Source organism: Polynucleobacter sp. MWH-Braz-FAM2G (assembly GCF_018687635.1).
GTDB lineage: Bacteria > Pseudomonadota > Gammaproteobacteria > Burkholderiales > Burkholderiaceae > Polynucleobacter.
Window position 1 is genome coordinate 320,707 of sequence record NZ_CP061300.1, and the last position, 21,534, is coordinate 342,240.

The 21,534-nt window shown below is 41.0% G+C and carries 21 protein-coding genes; all 21 read left to right on the forward strand.

All coding sequences use genetic code 11. The annotated features are described in order from the left end of the window. Positions 1–116 precede the first annotated feature (116 nt). The 21 genes from rfbC (at position 117) to FD973_RS01830 (ending at position 21,530) form a co-directional block, all read left to right on the forward strand. Complete coding sequence (rfbC, locus tag FD973_RS01730) at positions 117–668, forward strand: dTDP-4-dehydrorhamnose 3,5-epimerase (RefSeq protein ID WP_215323936.1); 552 nt, start codon at positions 117–119, stop codon at positions 666–668. 18 nt (positions 669–686) lie between these two features. After that, positions 687–1,886, forward strand: coding sequence for a class I SAM-dependent methyltransferase (locus FD973_RS01735; protein WP_251368803.1), 1,200 nt, complete (start codon positions 687–689; stop codon positions 1,884–1,886). Between the two features lie 311 nt (positions 1,887–2,197). Continuing rightward, a complete protein-coding gene (locus tag FD973_RS01740) occupies positions 2,198–3,298 on the forward strand; it encodes a DegT/DnrJ/EryC1/StrS aminotransferase family protein (protein ID WP_215323937.1) in 1,101 nt (366 codons plus the stop codon). A gap of 25 nt (positions 3,299–3,323) precedes the next feature. Then, positions 3,324–3,941, forward strand: coding sequence for a methyltransferase domain-containing protein (locus FD973_RS01745; protein WP_215323938.1), 618 nt, complete (start codon positions 3,324–3,326; stop codon positions 3,939–3,941). After that, entirely contained in the window at positions 3,938–4,657 is a 720-nt protein-coding gene (locus tag FD973_RS01750) for a hypothetical protein (protein WP_215323939.1), read from the forward strand. The genes FD973_RS01745 and FD973_RS01750 overlap by 4 nt, the downstream gene beginning before the upstream one ends. Continuing rightward, positions 4,654–5,313 carry an acetyltransferase gene (locus FD973_RS01755; protein ID WP_215323940.1) on the forward strand — a complete coding sequence of 220 codons (660 nt, stop codon included), beginning with the start codon at positions 4,654–4,656 and terminating at the stop codon, positions 5,311–5,313. Before FD973_RS01750 ends, FD973_RS01755 begins: the two co-directional genes overlap by 4 nt. Before the next feature lie 124 nt (positions 5,314–5,437). Beyond that, positions 5,438–6,265: a glycosyltransferase family 2 protein gene (locus tag FD973_RS01760; protein ID WP_256442846.1), complete on the forward strand. Its 828-nt coding sequence runs from the start codon at positions 5,438–5,440 to the stop codon at positions 6,263–6,265. A 79-nt stretch (positions 6,266–6,344) separates the two neighbouring features. Beyond that, entirely contained in the window at positions 6,345–7,490 is a 1,146-nt protein-coding gene (locus FD973_RS01765; RefSeq protein ID WP_215323941.1) for a DegT/DnrJ/EryC1/StrS aminotransferase family protein, read from the forward strand. Beyond that, positions 7,483–7,899, forward strand: a complete 417-nt coding sequence (locus FD973_RS01770; RefSeq protein ID WP_215323942.1) for an FdtA/QdtA family cupin domain-containing protein — start codon at positions 7,483–7,485, stop codon at positions 7,897–7,899. The genes FD973_RS01765 and FD973_RS01770 overlap by 8 nt, the downstream gene beginning before the upstream one ends. Continuing rightward, complete coding sequence (locus tag FD973_RS01775) at positions 7,896–8,840, forward strand: NAD(P)-dependent oxidoreductase (RefSeq protein ID WP_215323943.1); 945 nt, start codon at positions 7,896–7,898, stop codon at positions 8,838–8,840. The genes FD973_RS01770 and FD973_RS01775 overlap by 4 nt, the downstream gene beginning before the upstream one ends. A 67-nt stretch (positions 8,841–8,907) precedes the next feature. After that, a complete protein-coding gene (locus FD973_RS01780) occupies positions 8,908–9,621 on the forward strand; it encodes a hypothetical protein (protein WP_215323944.1) in 714 nt (237 codons plus the stop codon). 307 nt (positions 9,622–9,928) lie between these two features. Then, the gene (locus FD973_RS01785) at positions 9,929–11,623 is read left to right on the forward strand and encodes an ATP-binding cassette domain-containing protein (RefSeq protein ID WP_215323945.1); all 1,695 of its coding nucleotides are present in this window, start codon (positions 9,929–9,931) and stop codon (positions 11,621–11,623) included. Further along, positions 11,620–12,621, forward strand: coding sequence for a glycosyltransferase (locus FD973_RS01790; protein WP_215323946.1), 1,002 nt, complete (start codon positions 11,620–11,622; stop codon positions 12,619–12,621). Before FD973_RS01785 ends, FD973_RS01790 begins: the two co-directional genes overlap by 4 nt. A 16-nt stretch (positions 12,622–12,637) precedes the next feature. Beyond that, the gene (locus FD973_RS01795) at positions 12,638–13,456 is read left to right on the forward strand and encodes a hypothetical protein (protein WP_256442837.1); all 819 of its coding nucleotides are present in this window, start codon (positions 12,638–12,640) and stop codon (positions 13,454–13,456) included. Beyond that, positions 13,456–14,448 carry a hypothetical protein gene (locus FD973_RS01800; RefSeq protein ID WP_215323948.1) on the forward strand — a complete coding sequence of 331 codons (993 nt, stop codon included), beginning with the start codon at positions 13,456–13,458 and terminating at the stop codon, positions 14,446–14,448. The genes FD973_RS01795 and FD973_RS01800 overlap by 1 nt, the downstream gene beginning before the upstream one ends. After that, positions 14,448–15,470 carry a glycosyltransferase family 10 domain-containing protein gene (locus FD973_RS01805; RefSeq protein WP_215323949.1) on the forward strand — a complete coding sequence of 341 codons (1,023 nt, stop codon included), beginning with the start codon at positions 14,448–14,450 and terminating at the stop codon, positions 15,468–15,470. The genes FD973_RS01800 and FD973_RS01805 overlap by 1 nt, the downstream gene beginning before the upstream one ends. A gap of 131 nt (positions 15,471–15,601) precedes the next feature. Further along, positions 15,602–16,492 carry an alpha-1,2-fucosyltransferase gene (locus tag FD973_RS01810; RefSeq protein WP_215323950.1) on the forward strand — a complete coding sequence of 297 codons (891 nt, stop codon included), beginning with the start codon at positions 15,602–15,604 and terminating at the stop codon, positions 16,490–16,492. 663 nt (positions 16,493–17,155) lie between these two features. After that, positions 17,156–18,160, forward strand: a complete 1,005-nt coding sequence (locus FD973_RS01815; RefSeq protein WP_215323951.1) for a glycosyltransferase — start codon at positions 17,156–17,158, stop codon at positions 18,158–18,160. Between the two features lie 112 nt (positions 18,161–18,272). Beyond that, entirely contained in the window at positions 18,273–19,268 is a 996-nt protein-coding gene (locus FD973_RS01820) for an EpsG family protein (protein ID WP_215323952.1), read from the forward strand. Next, positions 19,258–20,298 carry a glycosyltransferase gene (locus tag FD973_RS01825; RefSeq protein WP_215323953.1) on the forward strand — a complete coding sequence of 347 codons (1,041 nt, stop codon included), beginning with the start codon at positions 19,258–19,260 and terminating at the stop codon, positions 20,296–20,298. The genes FD973_RS01820 and FD973_RS01825 overlap by 11 nt, the downstream gene beginning before the upstream one ends. A 59-nt stretch (positions 20,299–20,357) precedes the next feature. Continuing rightward, positions 20,358–21,530 (forward strand): glycosyltransferase family 4 protein, encoded by a 1,173-nt coding sequence (locus FD973_RS01830; protein ID WP_215323954.1) that lies wholly within the window; start codon positions 20,358–20,360, stop codon positions 21,528–21,530. Positions 21,531–21,534: the final 4 nt, after the last annotated feature.

The following is a 21,534-nucleotide window of genomic DNA, read 5'->3' on the forward strand; positions in this document are numbered from 1 at the left end:
GAGAACAGTTTATTTTTTTGCAATTATCACTACTGCTTGGAATTCGATTTTAGCTGTCTTGCTAGGAATCTTAAGAATTTGATCTGCGATTTCAAAAATATGGAGGGGGCGATACCTTGAGGGTTCAGTCGACAGCGATTGCTGGTGCTTTATTGATCGAATTAGATGTCCACAGTGACAACCGAGGATTTTTTCTAGAGTCTTATCAGTCCAAACGCTACGCTGAGTTTGGTATTGATCACGTTTTTGTTCAGGATAATCATTCTTGTTCAGAAAAGGGTGTCGTGCGTGGAATACACTATCAAATAGAGCATCCGATTGGTCATTTGATATATGTGACTAAGGGCCATATCCTTGATGTTGGTGTTGATCTTCGCCCCGCTTCTCCGACATTTGGGCGGCACATAAGCTTCGAATTGAGTGCTGAGATGCATCAGCAACTCTTCCTGCCTCCCGGAGTAGCGCATGGCTTTTCTGGTCTTGGGGAGTGGAACGAGATTTGGTACAAATGCACCGACTTTTACTATCCCGAGGATGAAGCAGGCTTGTTGTGGAATGATCCAGATCTTGGTATAGACTGGCTTATCAACTCACCAAATATTAAGGTTGGAGATATATTTTTTCCGCGTTTGCGCGACATACATCCATCTCGACTACCCAGAATTTAAAATACAAAGAGGTTTTTTATGAAATGCAGGATTTGTAGTCACGAAATTACACCATTCATGACCTTTGGGCGCATGCCCATCGCCAATGGCTTTTTGACTCCAAAAGATTTCAAGGATGAATATTTTTTTGAGTTAAAGCCAGCTTTCTGTACGGAATGTTTAACTTTTCAGGTCGAAGATCAACCTCCCCCCGAAATGATGTTCCATGAAAACTACGCCTTTTTTTCGAGGACGTCCGCACACATGCAACGTCATTTCAAGGATTATGCCGAGTGGGTCATGGAGAATCATCTTCGTGGTGCCGATCCTTTGGTCGTTGAGCTTGGTAGCAACGATGGCATCATGCTTGAGAATTTTGCCAAGCGTGGCATTCGGCACTTAGGTGTAGAGCCTTCAGCAAATGTTGCTGAAATAGCCCGTCAGCATGGAGTGAATACTCTGGTTAGGTTCTTTGGAGCGGAGGCCGGTACTGATATCGCTAAGGAATATGGTCATGCCGCCGCGCTAATGGCCGCCAATGTAATGTGCCATATACCTGATATACATGGTATCGCCAAAGGGGCGGATGCACTACTCTGCTCGGATGGCGTTTTGATCTTTGAAGACCCCTACTTGGGTGCAATGATTGAGAAAACTTCCTATGACCAAATTTACGATGAGCATGTCTATATCTTCTCGGCGCTCTCGGTTGCAAATATGTTTGCACCTTATGGCTTTGAATTGATTGACCTTCTGAAGCAGGAAACTCACGGTGGATCGATGCGCTATGTTTTGGCGCGAAAGGGATCTCGTCCAGTTGCGCCTTCCGTGGAGATGATTCTTGCCGAAGAGAAGGCTGCGGGTCTCCATTTGCCGGAAACTTATGAAAAATTTCGCCAAGCTTGCGAGTCTTCCAAGGAGCGTCTAGTGCGACTACTTAACGAAGAAAAGAAGGCAGGTCGTCGCGTGATTGGCTATGGTGCAACTTCTAAGAGCACGACCATCCTAAACTATTGCAAAATCGGTCCCGACCTCATCGAATTCATCTCCGATACAACGCCGATCAAGCAAGGCAAGTTCACACCAGGTATGCATATTCCAGTCAAGCCATATGAGGCATTTGCTGAGAATCCACCCGATACTGCGCTGTTGTTTGCTTGGAACCACAAGAGAGAAGTAATGGACAAGGAGAGGGCTTTTACGTTGGCAGGCGGGAAGTGGATATGTCATCTCGATTAAGCTAGTTATTTAAAATTGAATAGCCTTTTGTTTTTTGAATTCAGAATCAAGTAATGAAAGGCTTAGGATTTTTACTATTTAGTGGGAAAATTTACTTGCCTAACCATAGAGAGATTGTCTGCTTCCATTCTATTGTCTTCGACGATAGATTGGCTAAATTTTTAGTTCTATTAATGTATTTTTAAATCTACTTTTTAAATGCTTTAGATTGCTAATCTTGAAAACTTAAGATGTTATTTCCCCCAAGTTTTGACATCAAACTAAAATCTGGATAGACCACTAAAACTTCCCTCTAAAGAATAATCCAGCCAATGATTCCATTTGCATCTCCGCATTCACAATATAAAAAGCTCAGCAAAGAAATACAAGCCGCTATTCGATTAGTTCTCACAAGCGGGGAGTACATACTTGGACCTCAGGTAGATTCATTCGAAAAAGAATTTGCTGCCTATCTCAATGTTCCGGATGTCGTTGGTTGCGCGAATGGTACAGACGCCCTTATGCTTGCTCTTCGGGCGCACAACATTGGAGTGGGGGATGAAGTCATTATCCCATCACATACCGCAACCGCTTCAGTCGCAGCGGTATCTATCTGTGGAGCAACGCCTATATTCGCAGATATAGAGTTGGATTACTATACGCTGGACATACGAGATGTCATGCGCAAGTGCACGAGCCGAACTAAGGCCATTATTGCAGTTCACCTTTATGGTCAGCCAGCAAATATGAAAGAGCTACTTTCAGTTGCTCGTAAACATAACTTGATATTAATTGAAGACTGTGCCCAAGCCGTAGGTTCAGCTATTAATGGGCAAAAGCTCGGTAGTATTGGCGATATAGGTTGTTTTAGCTTCTTCCCAACCAAAAATCTCGGTGCTTTCGGGGATGCTGGTGCAGTCGCTTGCCGGAACCCCGCAATAGCAGTTCGTTTAAAGCGATTGCGTCAATATGGTTGGAACGAAGAGCGTATTAGTGTAGAGTCTGGCTTGAATAGTCGACTTGATGAGTTGCAAGCTGCCATCCTTAGAGTAAAACTACCACGGCTTGATGCAAACAATGAAGAGCGTTTAATTCAAGCAAATCGCTATCATTCTGCTTTTTTAAAGCTCCCGGTTCGCAGCCCATTAGTGCGACCAGGGGCTCTCCATAGCTATCATCTATTTGTTATCCGCGTGGCAGCATGCGATCGCGATCTCCTTGTGAGCTATTTAGCTAAAAAAGGAATTAAATGCGGAATACATTATGCTACCCCCGTTCATAAGATGCCTTACTTTGCTAGCAAAGTTGCACTTCCTAATACCGAAAAAATTGTGAACGAGATTGTGAGTCTGCCACTATTTCCCGGTCTCAAATTGCATGAACAAAAACGAGTAATAACTGCAGTCCACAGTTTTTTTGATGAAAAGATGTAGAATTATTTAAAATAAATGTGAATTAATGAAAAAAATCAAAATAAACATAGGCTGTGCATCGCGCCCATTATCAGGGTACATAAATATCGATCTTGATACGATAGAGCAAATTCGAGCTCGCTACCCCAATATAACCATTCCCGAAAATATTGAAATTTTTCAATATGACATTTATGCTTTACCTTTTGAAAATTCAACAGTTGCAGAAGTCCGGTGCGACTCTTTGCTAGAACATCTATCCTTCATAGAAGAGAAAAAGTTTTTCTACGAAGCGCGCCGGGTTCTTTGTAAAGGGGGTAAGCTTATCTTTTCTGTACCAGATTTCGAAGATACAGTTCGAAAGTGGTTGGCTGCAGAAGATGATTGGAAAGATTTTTTTAGGGATGATCCAGAAGCGATAGAACTTGAGCATTGGTTTGGACAGTATTCATACTCAACCAGTAATAGATGGGGCTATTTAACAGCCAGCCTATTCGGACCGCAAAATAGTTTGGGGCAGTTTCACAAAAATTGCTACACAGAGAAGAAAATTCAAAATTTACTTGCTAAGATCGGATTTGAAATTACAAAATTAGACCGCTATCAATGGAAGGTGGATAGGGATCTTATGATTCAAGTAGAAGCTCAGAAGGTTTGCTTATGAATATCTGGACTGGTGAAATTAGGGAAGATCGGGGTACACAGAGCAACTCAGTTTTTTCGAGGGAGCTTTGGGTTGAACGACAGCTTGAGTCACTTCGACAGTATTTAAAACAGCTTGATTCCAGCTCCCTCCCTGTTTATCCTCCGAGGTACTCTACACTTCCATTAATCTTTCCGACAATTGATGTAAGAAGATTGCTGGATTATGGAGGGGGAAACGGCTGGACTTTCTATCACCTGCAGAACGTTGCAAATACAGAAAATCTTGAGTCTTATTGGGTTCTGGAAAATAAAGAGCTCGTATCAAAAATAAAACATAGCTTTGCACCCAAAATAAAACTTACTTACTCTCATATGCTCCCGCAAGAGTATGTTGATCTTGTGTATGCGAATAGTGTTTTGCAGTACGTTGAAGATAAAGATTTTTTCGCGGTCGTTAATAGCACTTCTCCTCAGTTCGTTTTGATTGATAATTTTCTAGCAAACAGTAAGAACTTCTACACAGAACAAAATTTTTATTCCGAAAAAATAAATGTAAAATTCCGAGACTTAAATTTATTCTCTGATGCGATGAGGCTGCATGGTTACGAAAAAATATGGGTATCCCCCTATTACAGTTTTGTTTTAGGTAGTTTTCAGGGGCTTAAAACAGAAAATTTCCCACCTGAGTACAGAATAGATAGGTCTTTCTCACTACTTTTTGAGCGTTTAGATTGAAAATTTTTGTCTATGGTGCTTCAGCGCAAGCAAAAAATGTGCTGGAAGTAATTGAGCGCGTTGGAATTTACGATATTGAGTTTTTTTACTCGGACTGGGTCAGTGAGACCACTGAAATTTGTGGCATTGAGGTAGTTTTTGGTCCCCAAGAGCTCAAGAAGCGGTTAGAGGCAATTGAGGTCGACTCCCCCTTCGGATTTGTGACCGCAATTGGAAATCCACGAGGAAACGAAAGAATCAATATTTCTGAAAGTCTTGCTGATATCGGATTGGAGCCAGCATCAATAATTTCGGATCAAGCATATGTTTCTCGCCGAGCAAAACTTGGTAGAGGAGTTCAAATCATGCCAGGATGTATTGTCATGTCGGACGTGTCGATCGGAGATTTTGTCATCCTAAATCCAAAATCAAGTGTCGCTCATGACTGTCTAATCAGCCAAGGCTGTGAACTATCCACAGGAGCTACACTGGCAGGCAACGTCATTCTTGAGAAGAATGTCTGGGTTGGGGCTGGAGCGACTGTAATGCCACGAATTAGGATTGGAGAAAATTCAATTATTGGCGCGGGATCCGTTGTAACGAAAAACATCCCTGCTAATTCAGTATGTGCAGGAATTCCATGCAGAGTAATTAGAGAACGTGGTTCTACAGAATGAAATATCGGCCTAACGATCGCCCCACTTAGAAAACCAGAAGTTTCAAAATAATTGAAATTGGAGATTTGCTATAGCGAAGAACTATAAAGAACGTTATGTAGAAGCCCCTTTAATCTCAGTCGGAATTACCGCTTACAACAGGGCTGATTATCTTGAATGCGCGATTCTGAGTATTATTAATCAGACTTACACGAATTTAGAGATTATCGTTTCGCTAGACCTTTCTGAATGCGAAGAAACTCAAAATATTGTGATGAAATATGCAGCTCAGGACGTTCGTATAAAACCATATTTCCATAAAAAGAGAGTTGGGGCGGGAGCAAATATTCGGCATGTGTTGACCTTAGCAACAGGCGAATATTTTGCTTGGGCTGACGAAGATGATTATCGAGATCCCAAATGGTTTGAGCGGGTTATTAGGCTTTTTGATCGACCAGATGCTGTTATTGGAATGAGTAATATTGTTTCAGTCAATTCTCTTGATCAAATATTTCGTATTTACAAGCCTTTTAACTACGAGGGTATTCGGCTCGCAAGAGTTGCTCGGTATTTTCTTGCGGAAGAGAGGAATGGGAAATCTAATATTGTTTGCGGAATGTTTAAAACATCTTTTATAAGAAAAACCAAACATTGGAGTTTATATACTTTTAATAGGTACGAAGGGGGGGATTTATTGTTCTGTTTGGACTGCGTGCAACGCGGGAACATTTACGTTGATACCAGTGTAAACCTCTATAAACGTCTACCAAAATACACTGATGAATTCTTAAAAAGCGGTCCAAATCACTTTGAAAAAGCCAAAAGATACTTCGAATATATGTTAAGCTGTATCGAGGTCGTCAACGGTGTAATGCCAAAGCTTTTGTTGCTTGCACTCATTCCGGTTCGCACAGTACGAACTTTGTTTTTTCAAATTAAAACGCAGTTAATATCGAGGTTAAAAAATTTGTAACTAATTACTTTTACACTTTGCAATTGGCTAAAAAATAACTCATTCATACGAACCATATTTTTTCATTAAACATACCTAAATGAATTCAATAACAGAGCTTTTTGGCCCCTCGATAACAGAACTTGAGCTTAAGACAGTCATGGATGCAATGCAAAATGGCTGGTATGGCAGTCAAAAGTATTGGTATGTCGAGAAATTCGAGAGGGAATTCGCCCAATACCACGGCCGAAAATACGCCATGATGACGCCTAACTGCACCTCAGCAATTCATTTGCTGCTATTGGGCCTAGGCATTGGTCCTGGTGACGAAGTCATCGTACCCGAGTGCACTTGGATTGCTTCCGCGACGAATATTACTCACATCGGTGCCAAGACTGTATTTGCCGATATTGATGAAAATACTTGGTGTATGTCGGCGGAGAGTCTAGAGCGCGTCATCACCCCAAAGACCAAAGCGGTCATTGTCGTCGATCTGTATGGCAACATGCCTGATATGGATGCTATCCGTAGCGTGACCAAAAAGCACGGAATTTATCTCATAGAGGATGCAGCCGGTGCGCTAGGCTCTGTTTATCGCGACAAAAGGGCCGGCAGCTTTGGCATAGGCTCAGTGTTTAGCTTTCACCGTACAAAGACCATCACTACTGGCGAGGGCGGCATGCTACTGATCGATGACCAAAAACTGTACGAGCGTTGCCATTTCCTGCGTGACCATGGCCGTTCTAGGGATAAACACTACTTCAACGATGAGGTGGCATACAAATATATGCCCTGTAACCTACTGGGCTCACTCGGTTATGCCCAGTTCCAACGTGTGGAAGAGCTAGTGCAAGCCAAGCGCCACTTGCTTGAGTGCTACCGTCTAGTTTTTGCCGATGTGCCAGACTTATATTTAAATCCTGAGCCTCCTGAGGGGAGAAATGGGGCTTGGTGTACTGCTCTAATCTTCGGCCGTAGCCACAAAATCAACAAGGAATATATAATAAGTGAGCTTGCCAAGAGGGGCTTCGAAGGTCGTCCCTTCTTCTATCCACTAAGCAGTATGCCGGCCTACGGTAGTCGTGGCGCTGAGATGGCCCTTAAGAACCCCATTGCCTACGACCTCTCATGCCGCGGTATCTGTCTACCTGCCGCATTCAGAACCAGCGACACCCAATTGCTTGAATACAGCAACGCTATCCGATCCGTACTCGGTCTGGCGCCGAAAATCGATTTGAATGAATAATCTGGATAATATCCGCTTTGTTGATGTCCCCTGCTATCCCGACAGGCAGGGCTTGCTTGTTGCTTATAATGAGATTTCTGATTTTGGAATCGATATACGGCGCGTCTTTGTTGTCGCAGGACATGCCAATTCGATGCGAGGTAAGCATGCTCACAAAGCACTTACACAGATTTTGATATGTGTGCAGGGTACTTGCTGCGTTGTCTGCGATGATGGTACTCAGCGCAGAGAGTTCATACTTGATCAGGCCAATCGCGCCCTCATCCTTCCGAATGGCATCTGGTCCGAACAATTCTATGTCGAAGAGGGCACGGTTCTTGTCGTACTGTGTGATTTGCAGTACGATGAAAGCGACTATATACGCGACTATGAATCTTATCTAGCTTTCCGTAAACGAGGCGTTGCGTGAAGGCGGTTATCACTGGCGGCCTTGGTCATATTGGATCACGCCTGATCCGCGAATTGCCAATAGTTTTTCCAAGTATGGCAGTTGTCATTGTCGATAATCTAGCAACTCAGCGCTACGTGTCCCTATTTAATTTGCCGTCAACTGTAAAATATTATTTTGTGCAGGGCGATGTCACCCAGATTGATCTTGCGCCGGTCTTCGCTGGTGCTGATGTAGTCATCCATCTTGCAGCGCTAACTGACCCGGGGGCTAGCTTCGATCATCCCGAAGCAATGGAACAAATTAATTATGCAGCAACTCAGCGTGTGGCTGAAGCGTGTGTAGAGGCTGGTGTGCCGCTGATTCACGCTTCTTCCACCAGTGTTTATGGAACAGAGAAAGATAGCGTGGACGAATTTTGTGGTCCTGAGGATATCTCACCGCAAAGCCCCTACGCAGAAATAAAACACAAGGAAGAGCTCTTCGTCAAGGACCTGTGCCACAGTGGCAGCCTCAGGGGTATGAGCTTTCGCTTTGGTACCATCTTTGGTATATCTCCCGGTATGCGCTTCCATACGGCAGTAAACAAGTTTTGCTGGCAGGCGGCCATGGGACAACCCTTGTCTGTTTGGAATACTGCTTACGATCAGATGCGCCCTTATCTCGACCTAGGAGATGCCGTGCGCGCCATACAATTTGTCATCCAACATCAGCTTTTCGACGGCGGTATTTACAATGCAGTTTCAATTAATATAAGTGTGCGCGATGTCGTGGATACCATAGGTCGGTATATCCCTAATCTGAAAATCGAGTTAGTGGACAGTCGCATTATGAATACCCTCTCCTACCGCGTGCTCAATACTCGCCTGACCCGGCATGGCTTCTTGTTTCAGGGCGGGCTAGATGAAGCAGTACGGACCACCTTGCAGCAGTTGAGAAATGCAAACTCAGTGTGTGTTTAACTTTGCACCTCAATTTCGGCCCGGGCGATGATCATAAATTAATTGCTCAAGTAAATGAAAGAACAATATGAAACTTTTAAACTTTCTCCGTAGGAATAAGATCAAAAACTGGCGAGTGTCCCAAGATTATGAGCTTAGGGCAACTTTAGAGTTTATGGATTCGGATTTCTTTCGGGCAAGAGCGCAAGAAATACATTCTGGCCAGAGAAATGCAAGCGTAGGATTTTTTGATGACATTTTATTAAAAGAGTTTTTTGATGGAAAAGAGACATATTTTAAGGAATTCATTGCCCATATCACGAATAGAGCCTGCCTAGACATAGGTCCATGTGTAGCGACGCCACTTAAGTCTTGGGATGTGACTAATGAGAAATTTGTAATAGAACCTCTGTTTGACACAATCAATAATTGGCAAATCGAGAACTATGGATTCTCGCTTTATGAAGGAATAAAGTGCTACCCCATTCCGGCCGAAAATAGAATAGAAGAACTTGTTGGGAAAATAGATGGTGTTATTTACTGCAGAAATTGCATTGACCATACACCACACTGGCCATTTATTTTGTCAAACATAAGTCATTATGCAAAGTCTGGCTGTAAATTAATGCTATGGAATGATTTATTTCATGGCGAAGGTGTTGACGATGGTCACTATAATATTACTGAAGCCCCCGAGAACTTCAGTCAGTTAATTGAGGCACTTGGGTTTCATGTCGTTCGAGAATTTAGGGATTTCAACCGATTAAGTGTAAATTGGGGATGTTTTGCCGAAAAGAAGTGAAGTAGCTTTGGCTACAAAAGAGCTTTTGGTCTCGATTAGAATAATTGCCCACCCATTTGACAAGTCATTATTTGACCTTGATCCAAGAGCGTCAGCAGCAGGCTCCGGTTTTTCAAGCGGGCCACTATTGTCTTCGCCTTGAAAGATGTTTCAAGCGCATTTTGGCCGCTAAACCAACGTCGCATAAATAGGTTGCAGGCTCTGTTTTCATCCTGCTCGAACCATAATGGAAAATCTTAATAACACGCACCAAACCCTGCTTACCAGTTGGCACCTGCTTGGCAGTCAGCGGCGGGAACTGCCGCTAGTGCTAGCGGCATCGGTTTTCATTGGTTTAATTGATGCCGTGAGTGTTGCTTTATTCGGCCCATTTATCGCCAGTATGATCTCACCAGACCTAATCAAAACGCGCGTCTGGTACCAATGGACTGCCAACTTCATTGGCATGTCAGACGAAAGCCCTGTCTTCACAATGGTAGTTATTTTGATTGGTGTTTTCGTAATTAAGCTAGCCGGTGCCACTCTATTGCTGCGAAATATATTCAATTTTTGCTCGCGTTTAGATCGACGTCTACGTCACCAGTTGCTCGATCGCTATTTTGCCATTGACCTGTCGAATCTTGCTGAGTCATCCTCTGCTAACATCGTTCAAGTCGTGCATGGCTATACCAGCCAATTCTCTTATGGTTTAGTAGGGGCGCAGTTGCGTTCTTTCACTGAGGTGTTGATCGGCTTTGCGATCCTCCTCTATCTGCTTTATCTCAACCCGCTTGCTTTGTTGATGTTAGTACTATTGGTTAGCTGCCTAATCATTGTCTACGATCGCATTCTTAAGAAGCGTATACATGATTTTGGCGAAGAATCGTCCAGGTTGGGTGAAGTGCTTATACACTCTGTACAGCAAGTAGCGATGGGCATCCGCGAGATTCGCGTCTATGGCGTCGATAAACGACTCTTGGGCATTGCGAAAGATGCTGCAAGCCAAGCCTCTAATCTAAGTGCTCGTTACCAATGGTTCCAGGCAATACCTAAATATTTTATCGAGTTTTCTCTGATGGTTACGGTGTGCTTGCTAGTGCTGCTAATGCAGCACGAACGCATGCCCAAGGAAGAAATGTTTGCTCTCATGGGCGTCTTCGGTGTAGCAATCATGCGCTTAACGCCGGCAGCTAATTATGTACTTAGCGCGCTTTCACAGCTACGTTTCATTGATTTTGTTGTTAATAAGCTGGCAGAAGCCTTGCTTAAAGAGCCGCTAGTTAAACAAAGTGATACTGAAGCTGATGGCCTTTCTTTGGAGAGGTTCGAGTCAATCGAACTGAAATCCATCGGATTTCGTCATACCCCCCATTGTCAGGACCTGTTTTCAAATATTGACTTGTTTATACGTCAGGGAGATTCGATTGGCTTGATTGGTCCATCTGGTGGCGGTAAGACCACGTTAGCGGAATTGATTCTTGGTCTTCGCCAGCCCACCAGCGGCGAAGTACTGATTAATGGGGTTGCCAACACCAAATATCGTAACTCCGAGAAATTCCGTCACTTTGCCTATATTCCTCAGCAACTATTTATAGTTCGGGGGTCAATCATTGACAATGTTTCACTTCTAGATGATGGAGTAAATGTTGAGAATAGGGTCGATATTGCTCTTTCTAGCGCCCAGTTGTCGGAATTTATCCAACAACTTCCCCACGGTTTAAATACCTCATGCGGTGAAAACGGTGCAATGCTTTCAGGCGGTCAGCGCCAACGTATTGCCTTGGCTCGTGCTTTTTATCACAAACGCTCTGTGCTGGTAATGGATGAAGCAACCAGCGCCTTGGATTACGAAACGGAAAAGGAAATTATCCGCGAGGTGCGCGCCTTAAAGGGTAGTGTGACGTTGATTGTAATTGCTCATCGTTTAGAGACAGTGAAGGATTGCGACCGAATATTTAGGGTTGCAAATGGCGCGGTAGTAGAGGTTTCCAGCGAAGAGTTAGAAATACTGAGCACAAGATGAGTGTAGAGTCACCTCGAATTTCGGTTCTTCTACCAGTTTACAACGGCGCTTCTTTTCTGGCTGCATCCATTGAAAGTATATTGTCCCAGTCATTCGAAGATTTCGAATTGTTGATACTTAACGATGGCTCGACAGATGACTCTGCAGCTATTGCTAGAACCTATGCGGATGAGCGTATTCGCTATTTCGAGCACCCTAATATGGGTTTGGCAGCGACTCTTAATAAAGGTGCGTATATTGCACGCGGAGAATTTTTGTTTCGGCAAGATCAAGATGATCTCTCCTACCCAGAACGTTTCGCTCTTCAGGTTGCATATTTAGATAAGCATCCTGATGTGGCTGTGCTTGGAACCTGGGCTAGAATATTTGTAGATGGTGATTCGGCCGTTACATATCGTTATCACCGCCACCCAACCACACATGTTGCCATTGCCTTTAACTCTATTTTTGACTCAACATTTGTGCACAGTAGTGTGGCTATGCGACGATCGGCTTTCGAAGCTATAGGCGGGTATAGTTGTGATCCTTTGCGCCAGCCACCTGAAGATTTCGAATTGTGGTCGAGAATGTGCAGGCAATATAGGGTAGCTAATCTTGACAAGGTTCTAATTGATTACCGGGAGGTAACCAGTAGTATGTCGCGTGTGTTGCGTGAGGATTTCTCTCAGCGTATGCTCAGAATTAGTATCGAGAATCTGCGCTTTTGGTTGGATGGCAGTCCCTTTGCTATGTTTTCTGAAAGGCTTGCCAGCATCTTTCGTCTAGATGGTCTGCTGCCTACTCAGGCCACAGATAAGCCTATGATCGATCTTACGTTAAACCAACTTGGTCAAACTATTGGTGTCTCTAGAGATGTTCACAATTGGGAATATATCCATGAGTTGCAACGCATCCGTCACCGGCTAATGCGTAATTACTGGTTAGGGCGCAGTCGACAAATTTGGGTACGCCTAGCTGTGAAAGTCGTGTTTCGAGTGTTAAAAGGTCTGCACGGTTAGAATTGAGGCAGTCACCATGGATATTCTTTACATTTTCAATTTTGAATCTCAGCAACTAGAAAGTGCGTTAGCTCGATTCCGGTTTTCGCTGGCAAGTTTAGCGACGCAGCGTGTACGTATTTGCGTATCCAATAATTCAGAATACTGCATCCTTTCTCGCATTGAAGATGTTGTTCCTGATTTAGCTTATGTGCACCGACCCTACCGTGGAAAGTTTAGTCGCGCTCACGCCATTAATTTCGGTGTTAGATCTTTAGTCAGTTCTGAGTATTTCATGATTTCGGATGTGGACCTTATCTATCGACCCGATCACATTGATGCAATAAAACACAAGTTACAAAAAGCCTTGCAAACAATAAAGCGACCTCTGCGTATGGTGTTTTGGAACTACAACCTGCAACCACGTTTCGAGCCAGCTTGGATGAATATACGCTTTCTGCGTCGATTTGCATCAACCAGCCCACTAATGGAATGCTCGGATTACGAAACGTTGTCTAAGCTACCAAATAATGGGGGTGGCTTCGCACATGGTAACGGCATCATCCATCTTGAAACCTTCATGCGATTACGTGGTTACGACGAGGAGATGATTGGCTACGGTCCTGAAGATGATCTTTTTAACACCCGTATTGGCAAGGTTAACGATATCATCTACGACAATTCCGACGATACGGCTTCTATTCATCTGTGGCATCCACGCCTACAGCTAATACAGCTAAAGAAGAATATGAGTATCTGGCGAAAGCGCAAAGCCTATTATGAAAGCCTTAACGCCCCAGATTGGAGCGATGTCATCGCGAACAAGAATAGGCCAAACTGGGGGGAGATTTCCTAATGAGTTCTGATACCTTTGTCTGGACCGAGGTGTACAACTGTGGTGAGATTGGCGCAGTTGCTATCAGTTCATTCCTAAAGCACCATCCCAACATAGTCGTGCATGTCTTCGGTTCTGCCGAAGACTTATTGCTTATCCCAGATTCAGCCACAGTCATGAAGATAATGCTTCCCTCCGGCTTTGGTAGAGGGTTATCCTCATGGTTGTGGCGTAAATTGGGTGCTGGATCATCTTCTATTACCGAGGATTATTTGAAAAATGGTTTCGCTCGTGGCCATCTTGGCACCGCACGTTTATGGGCCTATCTTATCAATTGCCGACCAGAAGCTAAGATGATTCACTTTGATAGCGATATTATCTTTCTTGGTGATGTGGTAACTGAGTTGAAAAAAAGATTAGACACCTACGATTTAGTAGGTCCTGTACGTAATTACAAGCATAACCCCAACAACCTCGATCACGTCCGTCATCTAGCTGATGTGACGCAAACCTACTGTTTTGGCTTTAACAAGCACAAGATAAATTGCCACCGCTATGGCGAGTTAGTCAGGATGTGTTTGGGCTCCTACAACCCTAAAGAGCATCCAGTGATTGACTTCTTTGATCCAGTCATGTTCGAGATTTTGGGGAATCGAGGAAGTATCTCCTTTTTGAATCACGATGAAGTTGGTGGCTGCAATCTGCAGGGCAGTCGTCTAAATGCATTCTCCGCAGTCAATGACTTTGCGACACCATTCAAGATAGATTTCGGCAGCAAACTTATTCATTTCTCAGCAGTCGGCTCTGGAGTTAATATATATCGCAATAAGACTGTACGTATGCCGGAGAGCTATCGCAAGTATGCATTGGATCGCTACGCTCTCTTTACCAAAGTCTTTTATAACCACGATATAGGGATAGATCTTTCATCCTATGAAACTTTGATCGAGCATCTCAAGAAGATCGATACCAAACAATGGATCTACCAAAATGATTCTATTAAAGTAGGGTAATGAAAATCGCCTTTGTTGTTCCACCTTTCTTCAAAAAAGGGCGTATTTTTGCAGAACATGATTTGGTAGCAAATCGAGATGACTGTTTGCGCCCCTTTATCGAACTGCATAAAGCACTGGCTCAAGAGGGAATTATTCTGGCTACGGCTGATGAATTACCAATATGTGAAGCGGACGCAGTGCTGTGTCTAAATATGCCCCAGTATGATCATTTGATGTGGCAAAAGGTTGTTGAGCGTGGCATACCAGTACACGTTATTGCCTTAGAAAGCGAATATATTCACCCCTTAAATGCAGACCCAACACTTATCGCACGCTGTACAACTATCTTCACATACCGCGATGATGTCGTTGACGGAGTTAAATTCCAGTCAATTCGTTTTGCTCAGCAACTGCGTCCGCCACTAAGGCGACCTTGGGTCGGTCGTAAGTTTGCTTGCATGGTGTCTGGCAATAAGGCTTCCTCCCACCCAAATGAATTGTATTCACGGCGTTTGGAGCTGATACGTTGGTATGACAAACACCATCAAGATATGTTCGACCTATTTGGTACTGATTGGGAGGTACCTGCACCTTCCAACTTATGTATGCGTGTAGTACGTCGACTGCCAGTCCTGAAGAATCTAATGGCGCCTAAGCTGAGAGTATATCGCGGCACTATTAGTCAGAAGTTAGATACTCTTGCAGGTTATCGCTTTAACTTCTGTTATGAGAACTTTAATTCTCCTGAAGGCTGGATCACTGAAAAGATTTTTGATGCCATGTTCGCCGGTTGCGTTCCTATCTATTGGGGGCCTAACAACATTTCGTATCATATTCCAGCTAGCTGCTACATAGATGCATCAAAATTATCTGAGCCACAGGCTATTCACGAACAACTCATGTCTCTCGACGACGCTCAGTGTAATGGTATTATCGAATCTATTGAAAGTTATTTGCGGAGCGATCTTGCGGCGAAATTTTCAGTAGAAACTTTCGTAAAAAAAGTTGTGCAACGATTGCAAATGGTGTCAGGAAAATAAAAATGAAGACTCATGATGGAGTCCCTGCGACAAATAGAATTAGCTTTATTAAGGTTAAATTATGCAATCGACCTGATATTGTTCTGGATGAGGGTTTACTCGTCCCTTCGTTGTTTTGGGGTTGATGATCAGTGTCTGATTCTGAATATGGCGTGATTGTCGTCCGAATTGTCGGAGGACTAGGTAACCAGATGTTTCAATATGCCTGCGGTCGAGCGGCGGCCATACGCAGTCGCAGACAACTCCTACTGGATATATCAGCTTTTGATCGTTACAAGACCCACCAATATGGTCTAGATGGTTTTCGCATTATTGCGCAAATAGCCTCCCGTAAGTTACAGACAGATTCAAGGCTTCGGGCTAGTCTGCGCCATCTTGGCTTGTCTACGAAAATGCAGATGAATTTGCAAGGTTTTCACTACCTTAAGGAAGCCGAGGATCTAGCGTTTCAGTCTAGTATGCCAGGGAATTGCATTAAGACTTATTTGGATGGGTATTGGCAGAACGAAGCATATTTCGCCGATTCCTCCAATATCATCCGAGCTGAATTTCAGCTCCGTCGTGCTGGAGCTGCGCCAGATGTGCGTGCAATAGCTGGTGATGATTTGCCATTAGTATCTCTGCATATCCGCCGTGGTAATTATGTTAACGATCCGAAGGCTAATGCAGTACATGGTGTTCTCGATTTAGGATATTATCTCGATGCTATTGCGCTGCTGACAAAACGTATAGGTGAAGGCTTCCATATTGTGGTGTTCTCAGATGACATAGAATGGGTCCGCCAGAAATTAGTCTGCAAGCAACCTCTATCTTTCGTCTCTGGTTCAACAGCTGTGCCGCATGAGGATTTGCACTTAATGGCATCCTGCGACCACCATATTATCGCCAACAGTTCCTTTAGTTGGTGGGGTGCTTGGCTTAATCCATCTCCAAAGAAGATGGTTATTGCACCTAAAAATTGGTTCGTTTCACCAAAATTCTCCCATCAATATATTTGCCCCTCATCTTGGGTGCAAATTTAGATTGCTATCATTCCTGTCAAAATTGTCCATGGTTTTCGTTGCCACTCATAAACCTTCAGCATGAGTTACCAGTACGGATAAGAGTGCCATGAAGCAAAGCCCATAAAATTTTTGAATTGAATCTCACCTATGTCACCACTATGGAATGCATACTGGTGGATCTAAAAGAAGGTTGATCTAAGCTATAAAACGGCCATCAAGATAGCGATTGAGATTAAGGCGCTCCTTGGGTATCTATAGATTTACAAAATTTCTTGGTTTAAGCAGTACATTTATGGTCTAAGCAGTATCCAAATGTCATGCACTTTATTTGCCAAAATAATATCTTAAGAGTGCAAGTAAAATATATTTCAAGGTAATATTGGATTAGATTTTTATAAATAACTAACAGTATTGCTTAGGAACTTAATTTGCAAAAGATTTTGAGTATTGATCTTTTGGGATAGCATTGAAAAAATTCTTTATTCTTTTGTAAAAGGATTTTTTTAAAGCAATATCGTATGCTACTTTTAGCGGTTGGGTTCTCGGATTAACCCTTATGTAGGCAAAGAATTTATTTCTTTTTAGTAACTTATCTCAATTAATAAATAGTTTAGTGTGGAATCTTCCTATTTGGGTAGACCTGTATTTGAAATTTAATTCTTAAGCACATAAAAAATGACCATGATTAGCGTTATCCTTCCAGTTTTTAACTCTGTGAAATATATTCTTGCTTCTGTTAACAGTATTTTAAATCAGTCATTCTCGGATTTTGAGCTAATTATTATTGATGATGGATCAACTGACGGGTCTTATGAAATTCTTACATCCATATCTGATCCGCGTATCCGTCTTGTACGTAATGAAAAAAATATTGGTTTGGTTGATTCGCTGAATTTAGGTTTGCAATTGGCAAAAGGAGTTTACATAGCTCGAATGGATCATGATGATATTTCTCTGCCACTTCGACTTGAAAAGCAATTTAGATTTTTGTCCAGCAATTCAAATATAGGCGTCCTTGGTACAGGGTATCAATTAATTGATCAACTAGGAAGACGTGGGCATGTTTATCAGCAACCAAGCTCGCATGAAGAAATTGCTTGGGCAATGTCTTTTTTGTGTCCAATTGCTCATCCAACGGTCATGTTTAGAAGCTCAATAATATGGAATGAACCAGCATATTTGAAATTAGCCAGTTATGCAGAGGACTACGAATTATGGGAGAGATTAAGTCTCAAATACAATTTTGCCAACCTTCCTGAGCCTTTGCTTTTATTGAGGAAGCATGAAAGAAATATGACTAATATTTGGAGTAAAGAAGGATTTGATATTGCGTCAACTATTTCAAAGAGGAGGGTCGAGAAAGCGTTGGGTCGGTCAGTTTCTTATCAAAATATTAGCTGCCTATATTCTCAAGGAAGACTAAATAGAGATAGGGCATTAGCATGCTCAGTGTTAATTATAGAGTTGCTTAAGGTCTATCGAAATGAGAATATACATGTATCCACCAATGTTCTTTGCGACGCCGCTAAGAGAATTCTGTTAATGGGTCTGCGATCACGGAATGTATGGACAGTGATGTTATGTCTAGCTAAATCCCTAAGAATTACAACAAAATTTATAAAACCCCTTGTATTAAATGCTTATATTCGATTAAGTGGGAATGGAATAATTAAGATTATTGGATGAGATAGGATTTGGATTATGAATAATGAATTATGTTAGAACGAATTTTTGATTCAAAAATAATATGAATATAAAATTTTTTCCCGTATTCACCATAATAGCGATTACAGCGTTCATGGCTTTTGAGTATTTATATGAAATAAAGCCGTTTATGATTGCTATTGCAAATGGAGATGAAGGATTAAGACCATTTTTGATGAATTCTGATACTTCAGTTTATATTTTATTGCATAAAAATAACGATTTATATTCTATATTAACGGATATTTTTGCCACAAAAAACGCATACGGACCAATTTTGCTTTTGAGCATTTTTTCAGGAAATTACGATTTTATTTTATTATTTTATTTGGGAATATTTTTATTTGCATTGATTAAACTTAAAAAGTATTTTAGTATTAACATTTATATATTCACAGCTCTGTTTCTATTGAATCCTTTAAATTCTATGTATTTTCTTAGTGTAAATAAAGATATATTGGCTGTTTTTATCATTATTTTTCTATCGATCTATGCCGCATCAAATAAAAAAATATATATTACCCTGTCTTTATTGCTATCGATATTTTGTAAATTTGAGATGACTATATTTATTTGTCTGTATTATTTTATTTCTCAACTTAACCAAAAGATGAGGTGGACGGCTATAATTTGCTTTCTAATAATTATAACGTTTTCCTATTCAAATCTACCTGGTATGGCTGAAAAAATTTTAGTTCTAAATGAAGCTCAAAATACAAAAAGTGTTGGGATAACTCTATTTGCAAATGAGTTATCTATGAATTATTATTTATATATAATTACTATAATTCCAATGATTTTAATGTCAATTATAGAGGGGATTATAATTTATTTTAAGTATGATGAGTTTAATGTTGATTTTATTCCAATCTATCTATCATCATTATTGACAATATTTGCTTTATTTCTCTCAATTAAAAAAATCAAATTTATCATTTATAATAATTATTCATTGTTATTGATATTATATATATTGTTGGTTTCGCTTGTTCCATTTCCGCATCATCGGTACATATATCCTATTTATACTTTATTTATATTAGCAATTTGTTCAAAAAATACTAATTTATTTAGATTAAATGACCAATAAAAAAATAATCTATGCCCCAAATTTGAGTAAAGGGGGCGGTCGAGTCATACTTGAAAATTTAATATTTTCCTTGCCTGATTTTTCCAACTTTACTCTTTATGTAGATGCGCGTTTGAAGGGTTTGTTATCAGCCCTTCCTGGGGCGCAAATATTTTATGTTGAGCCTTCTATAAAGGGTAGATTACTATCTGAGATGCATATTCTGCGTTTATGTCAAACTGGCGACAAAATTTTTTTTATGGGTAGTCTTGGACCTCTATTTAAATTAAGGGCTAAAACTTTTTTGTATATTCATAATATTTATCTTGTAACCAATAAAAGTATGAAAGGTTTGAAGTGGACTACAAAACTTAGACTTTCAATAGAAAAAATATGGTTGTTAGTTAGTTTAAAAAACATAGATGAAGTTATTGTGCAAACAATTTCCATGAGACGCTTTCTTTTAGATTTAAAAATAGCGCCCAATAAACCTATTCATGTTTTACCAATTTTTGACAGTAAAAAATTCTTTGAAGAAATAAAAAAAATAAAAATATCCTCCAGCAGTATTGATTATTTTTATCCTGCATCAGGAGACGCGCACAAGAATCATAAAAATTTGATTTTTGCCTGGGTTGAATTATCTAAGATAAATTTATATCCATCGCTATATATAACAGTAGACCCGAGAGAGTATGGCGAGTTATTTAAATTTATAAGTTATAACACAAGAAAATATAATTTAAATATTATTAATTTAGGGACACTATCTTATTCTGAAGCTATTGCGAGATATATGGAAACTAAAGCTATAATATATCCGTCTTTATTTGAGTCTTATGGCTTACCTCTTTATGAGGCTAGATTATTAAATTTAGATGTTTTAGCAAGTGCCGCTGATTTTGTAAGGGAGTTAGTTGAGCCAGCTCAGACCTTTGATCCAAGCTCGCCATATTCAATCGCTAATGCAGTGATGCGACATATGAAAATTCCCACACCAAAGATTGAGACTACCCACTTTGATGGATGTACTTTTTTTCAAAAATTCTAATTTTGAATATATTAATTTTTTCTCAACACTTTTACCCGGAGTCATTTCGTATTAACGAGTTGGCTGAAGAGCTATCGGCGAATGTAGATAATGTTTTTGTTTTGACTGGTAAGCCAAATTATCCTAATGGGGATATTTACCTGGGATATAGTGCTTTTGGACTTCAGATTGAAAGGCAGAAATCATTCACAATTTTTCGCGTGCCTTTGATTCCAAGAGGCAAAGGCGGGGCAATTAAAATGTTGTTAAACTATCTTTCATTTATTATCAGCGCGCTATTTCTGGCACCAATATTGTTACGAAAACTTAATATTGATGTTATTTTTGTATATGGCACATCTCCCTTAATTCAAGGCATATCTGCAATTCCTTTGCGGTATCAATTTAAGGCAAAGCTTATTACTTGGGTTCAAGATTTATGGCCAGAGGATCTTGCATCTACTGGTTATATAACTAATAAATTTTTATTGAAAATAAATGAGTGGCCTGCTAGGTTATTATATTTTTTCTCAGACAGAATATTGGTGCAGTCAAATGCGTTTTTAGGCCCTGTAAGACGCCTGACTAGTAATCCTGAAATTTATGTTTTGCCAAATCCAGCAGAAAGACATGTTTTTTTTCAAAATCGGTCTATTGAGATTCCAAAATTAATGGACCAAATGCTTGGAAAGTTCAATGTAGTTTTTGCTGGAAACATTGGTAATAATCAGTCAATCCAAACGATTATTGAGGCTGCTGAAATAATCAAATACCATAAAGAAATTCAAATTATTATGGTTGGAAGTGGTAGCTATAGTGAGAGGCTAAAACAAGAGATTAGCGAGCGCAACTTAAATAATTTGGTTGCTGTCGGTCGCTATGATTCTGAATACATGCCATCCATTTTTGAGTGCAGTGACGCATTATTAGTTACATTGGGCGCAAAAGAGAATTTAGGGTGGACAGTGCCTTGTAAGGTTCAAACCTATATGGCTGCTGGAAGGCCAATTATCGGATCAATTAGCGGAGAGGGTAAGTTAGTAATTGAGGCATCTGGTGCTGGTTTGACTGCTGACGCTGAAGATCCGGTTGGATTGGCAAATTGCATAATTCAATTATTCGGGATGGACTCTCAGTCTAGGGCTGTTATGGGTAATGCGGGAAGGCAATTTGCAGAAAAAAATTATCACCCTCAAAAAATTTCACAAATTCTGATGGATCATTTTAAAAGTGCATTGGGGGGCAAGGGGTAAAAGT

Coding starts and splice junctions, on each gene's coding strand:
- FD973_RS01735 (WP_251368803.1), top strand. CDS start 687: ATGAAATGCAGGATTTGTAGTCACGAAATTACACCATTCATGACCTTT.
- FD973_RS01740 (WP_215323937.1), top strand. CDS start 2,198: ATGATTCCATTTGCATCTCCGCATTCACAATATAAAAAGCTCAGCAAA.
- FD973_RS01745 (WP_215323938.1), top strand. CDS start 3,324: ATGAAAAAAATCAAAATAAACATAGGCTGTGCATCGCGCCCATTATCA.
- FD973_RS01750 (WP_215323939.1), top strand. CDS start 3,938: ATGAATATCTGGACTGGTGAAATTAGGGAAGATCGGGGTACACAGAGC.
- FD973_RS01765 (WP_215323941.1), top strand. CDS start 6,345: ATGAATTCAATAACAGAGCTTTTTGGCCCCTCGATAACAGAACTTGAG.
- FD973_RS01770 (WP_215323942.1), top strand. CDS start 7,483: ATGAATAATCTGGATAATATCCGCTTTGTTGATGTCCCCTGCTATCCC.
- FD973_RS01780 (WP_215323944.1), top strand. CDS start 8,908: ATGAAACTTTTAAACTTTCTCCGTAGGAATAAGATCAAAAACTGGCGA.
- FD973_RS01790 (WP_215323946.1), top strand. CDS start 11,620: ATGAGTGTAGAGTCACCTCGAATTTCGGTTCTTCTACCAGTTTACAAC.
- FD973_RS01795 (WP_256442837.1), top strand. CDS start 12,638: ATGGATATTCTTTACATTTTCAATTTTGAATCTCAGCAACTAGAAAGT.
- FD973_RS01800 (WP_215323948.1), top strand. CDS start 13,456: ATGAGTTCTGATACCTTTGTCTGGACCGAGGTGTACAACTGTGGTGAG.
- FD973_RS01805 (WP_215323949.1), top strand. CDS start 14,448: ATGAAAATCGCCTTTGTTGTTCCACCTTTCTTCAAAAAAGGGCGTATT.
- FD973_RS01815 (WP_215323951.1), top strand. CDS start 17,156: ATGATTAGCGTTATCCTTCCAGTTTTTAACTCTGTGAAATATATTCTT.
- FD973_RS01820 (WP_215323952.1), top strand. CDS start 18,273: ATGGCTTTTGAGTATTTATATGAAATAAAGCCGTTTATGATTGCTATT.
- FD973_RS01825 (WP_215323953.1), top strand. CDS start 19,258: ATGACCAATAAAAAAATAATCTATGCCCCAAATTTGAGTAAAGGGGGC.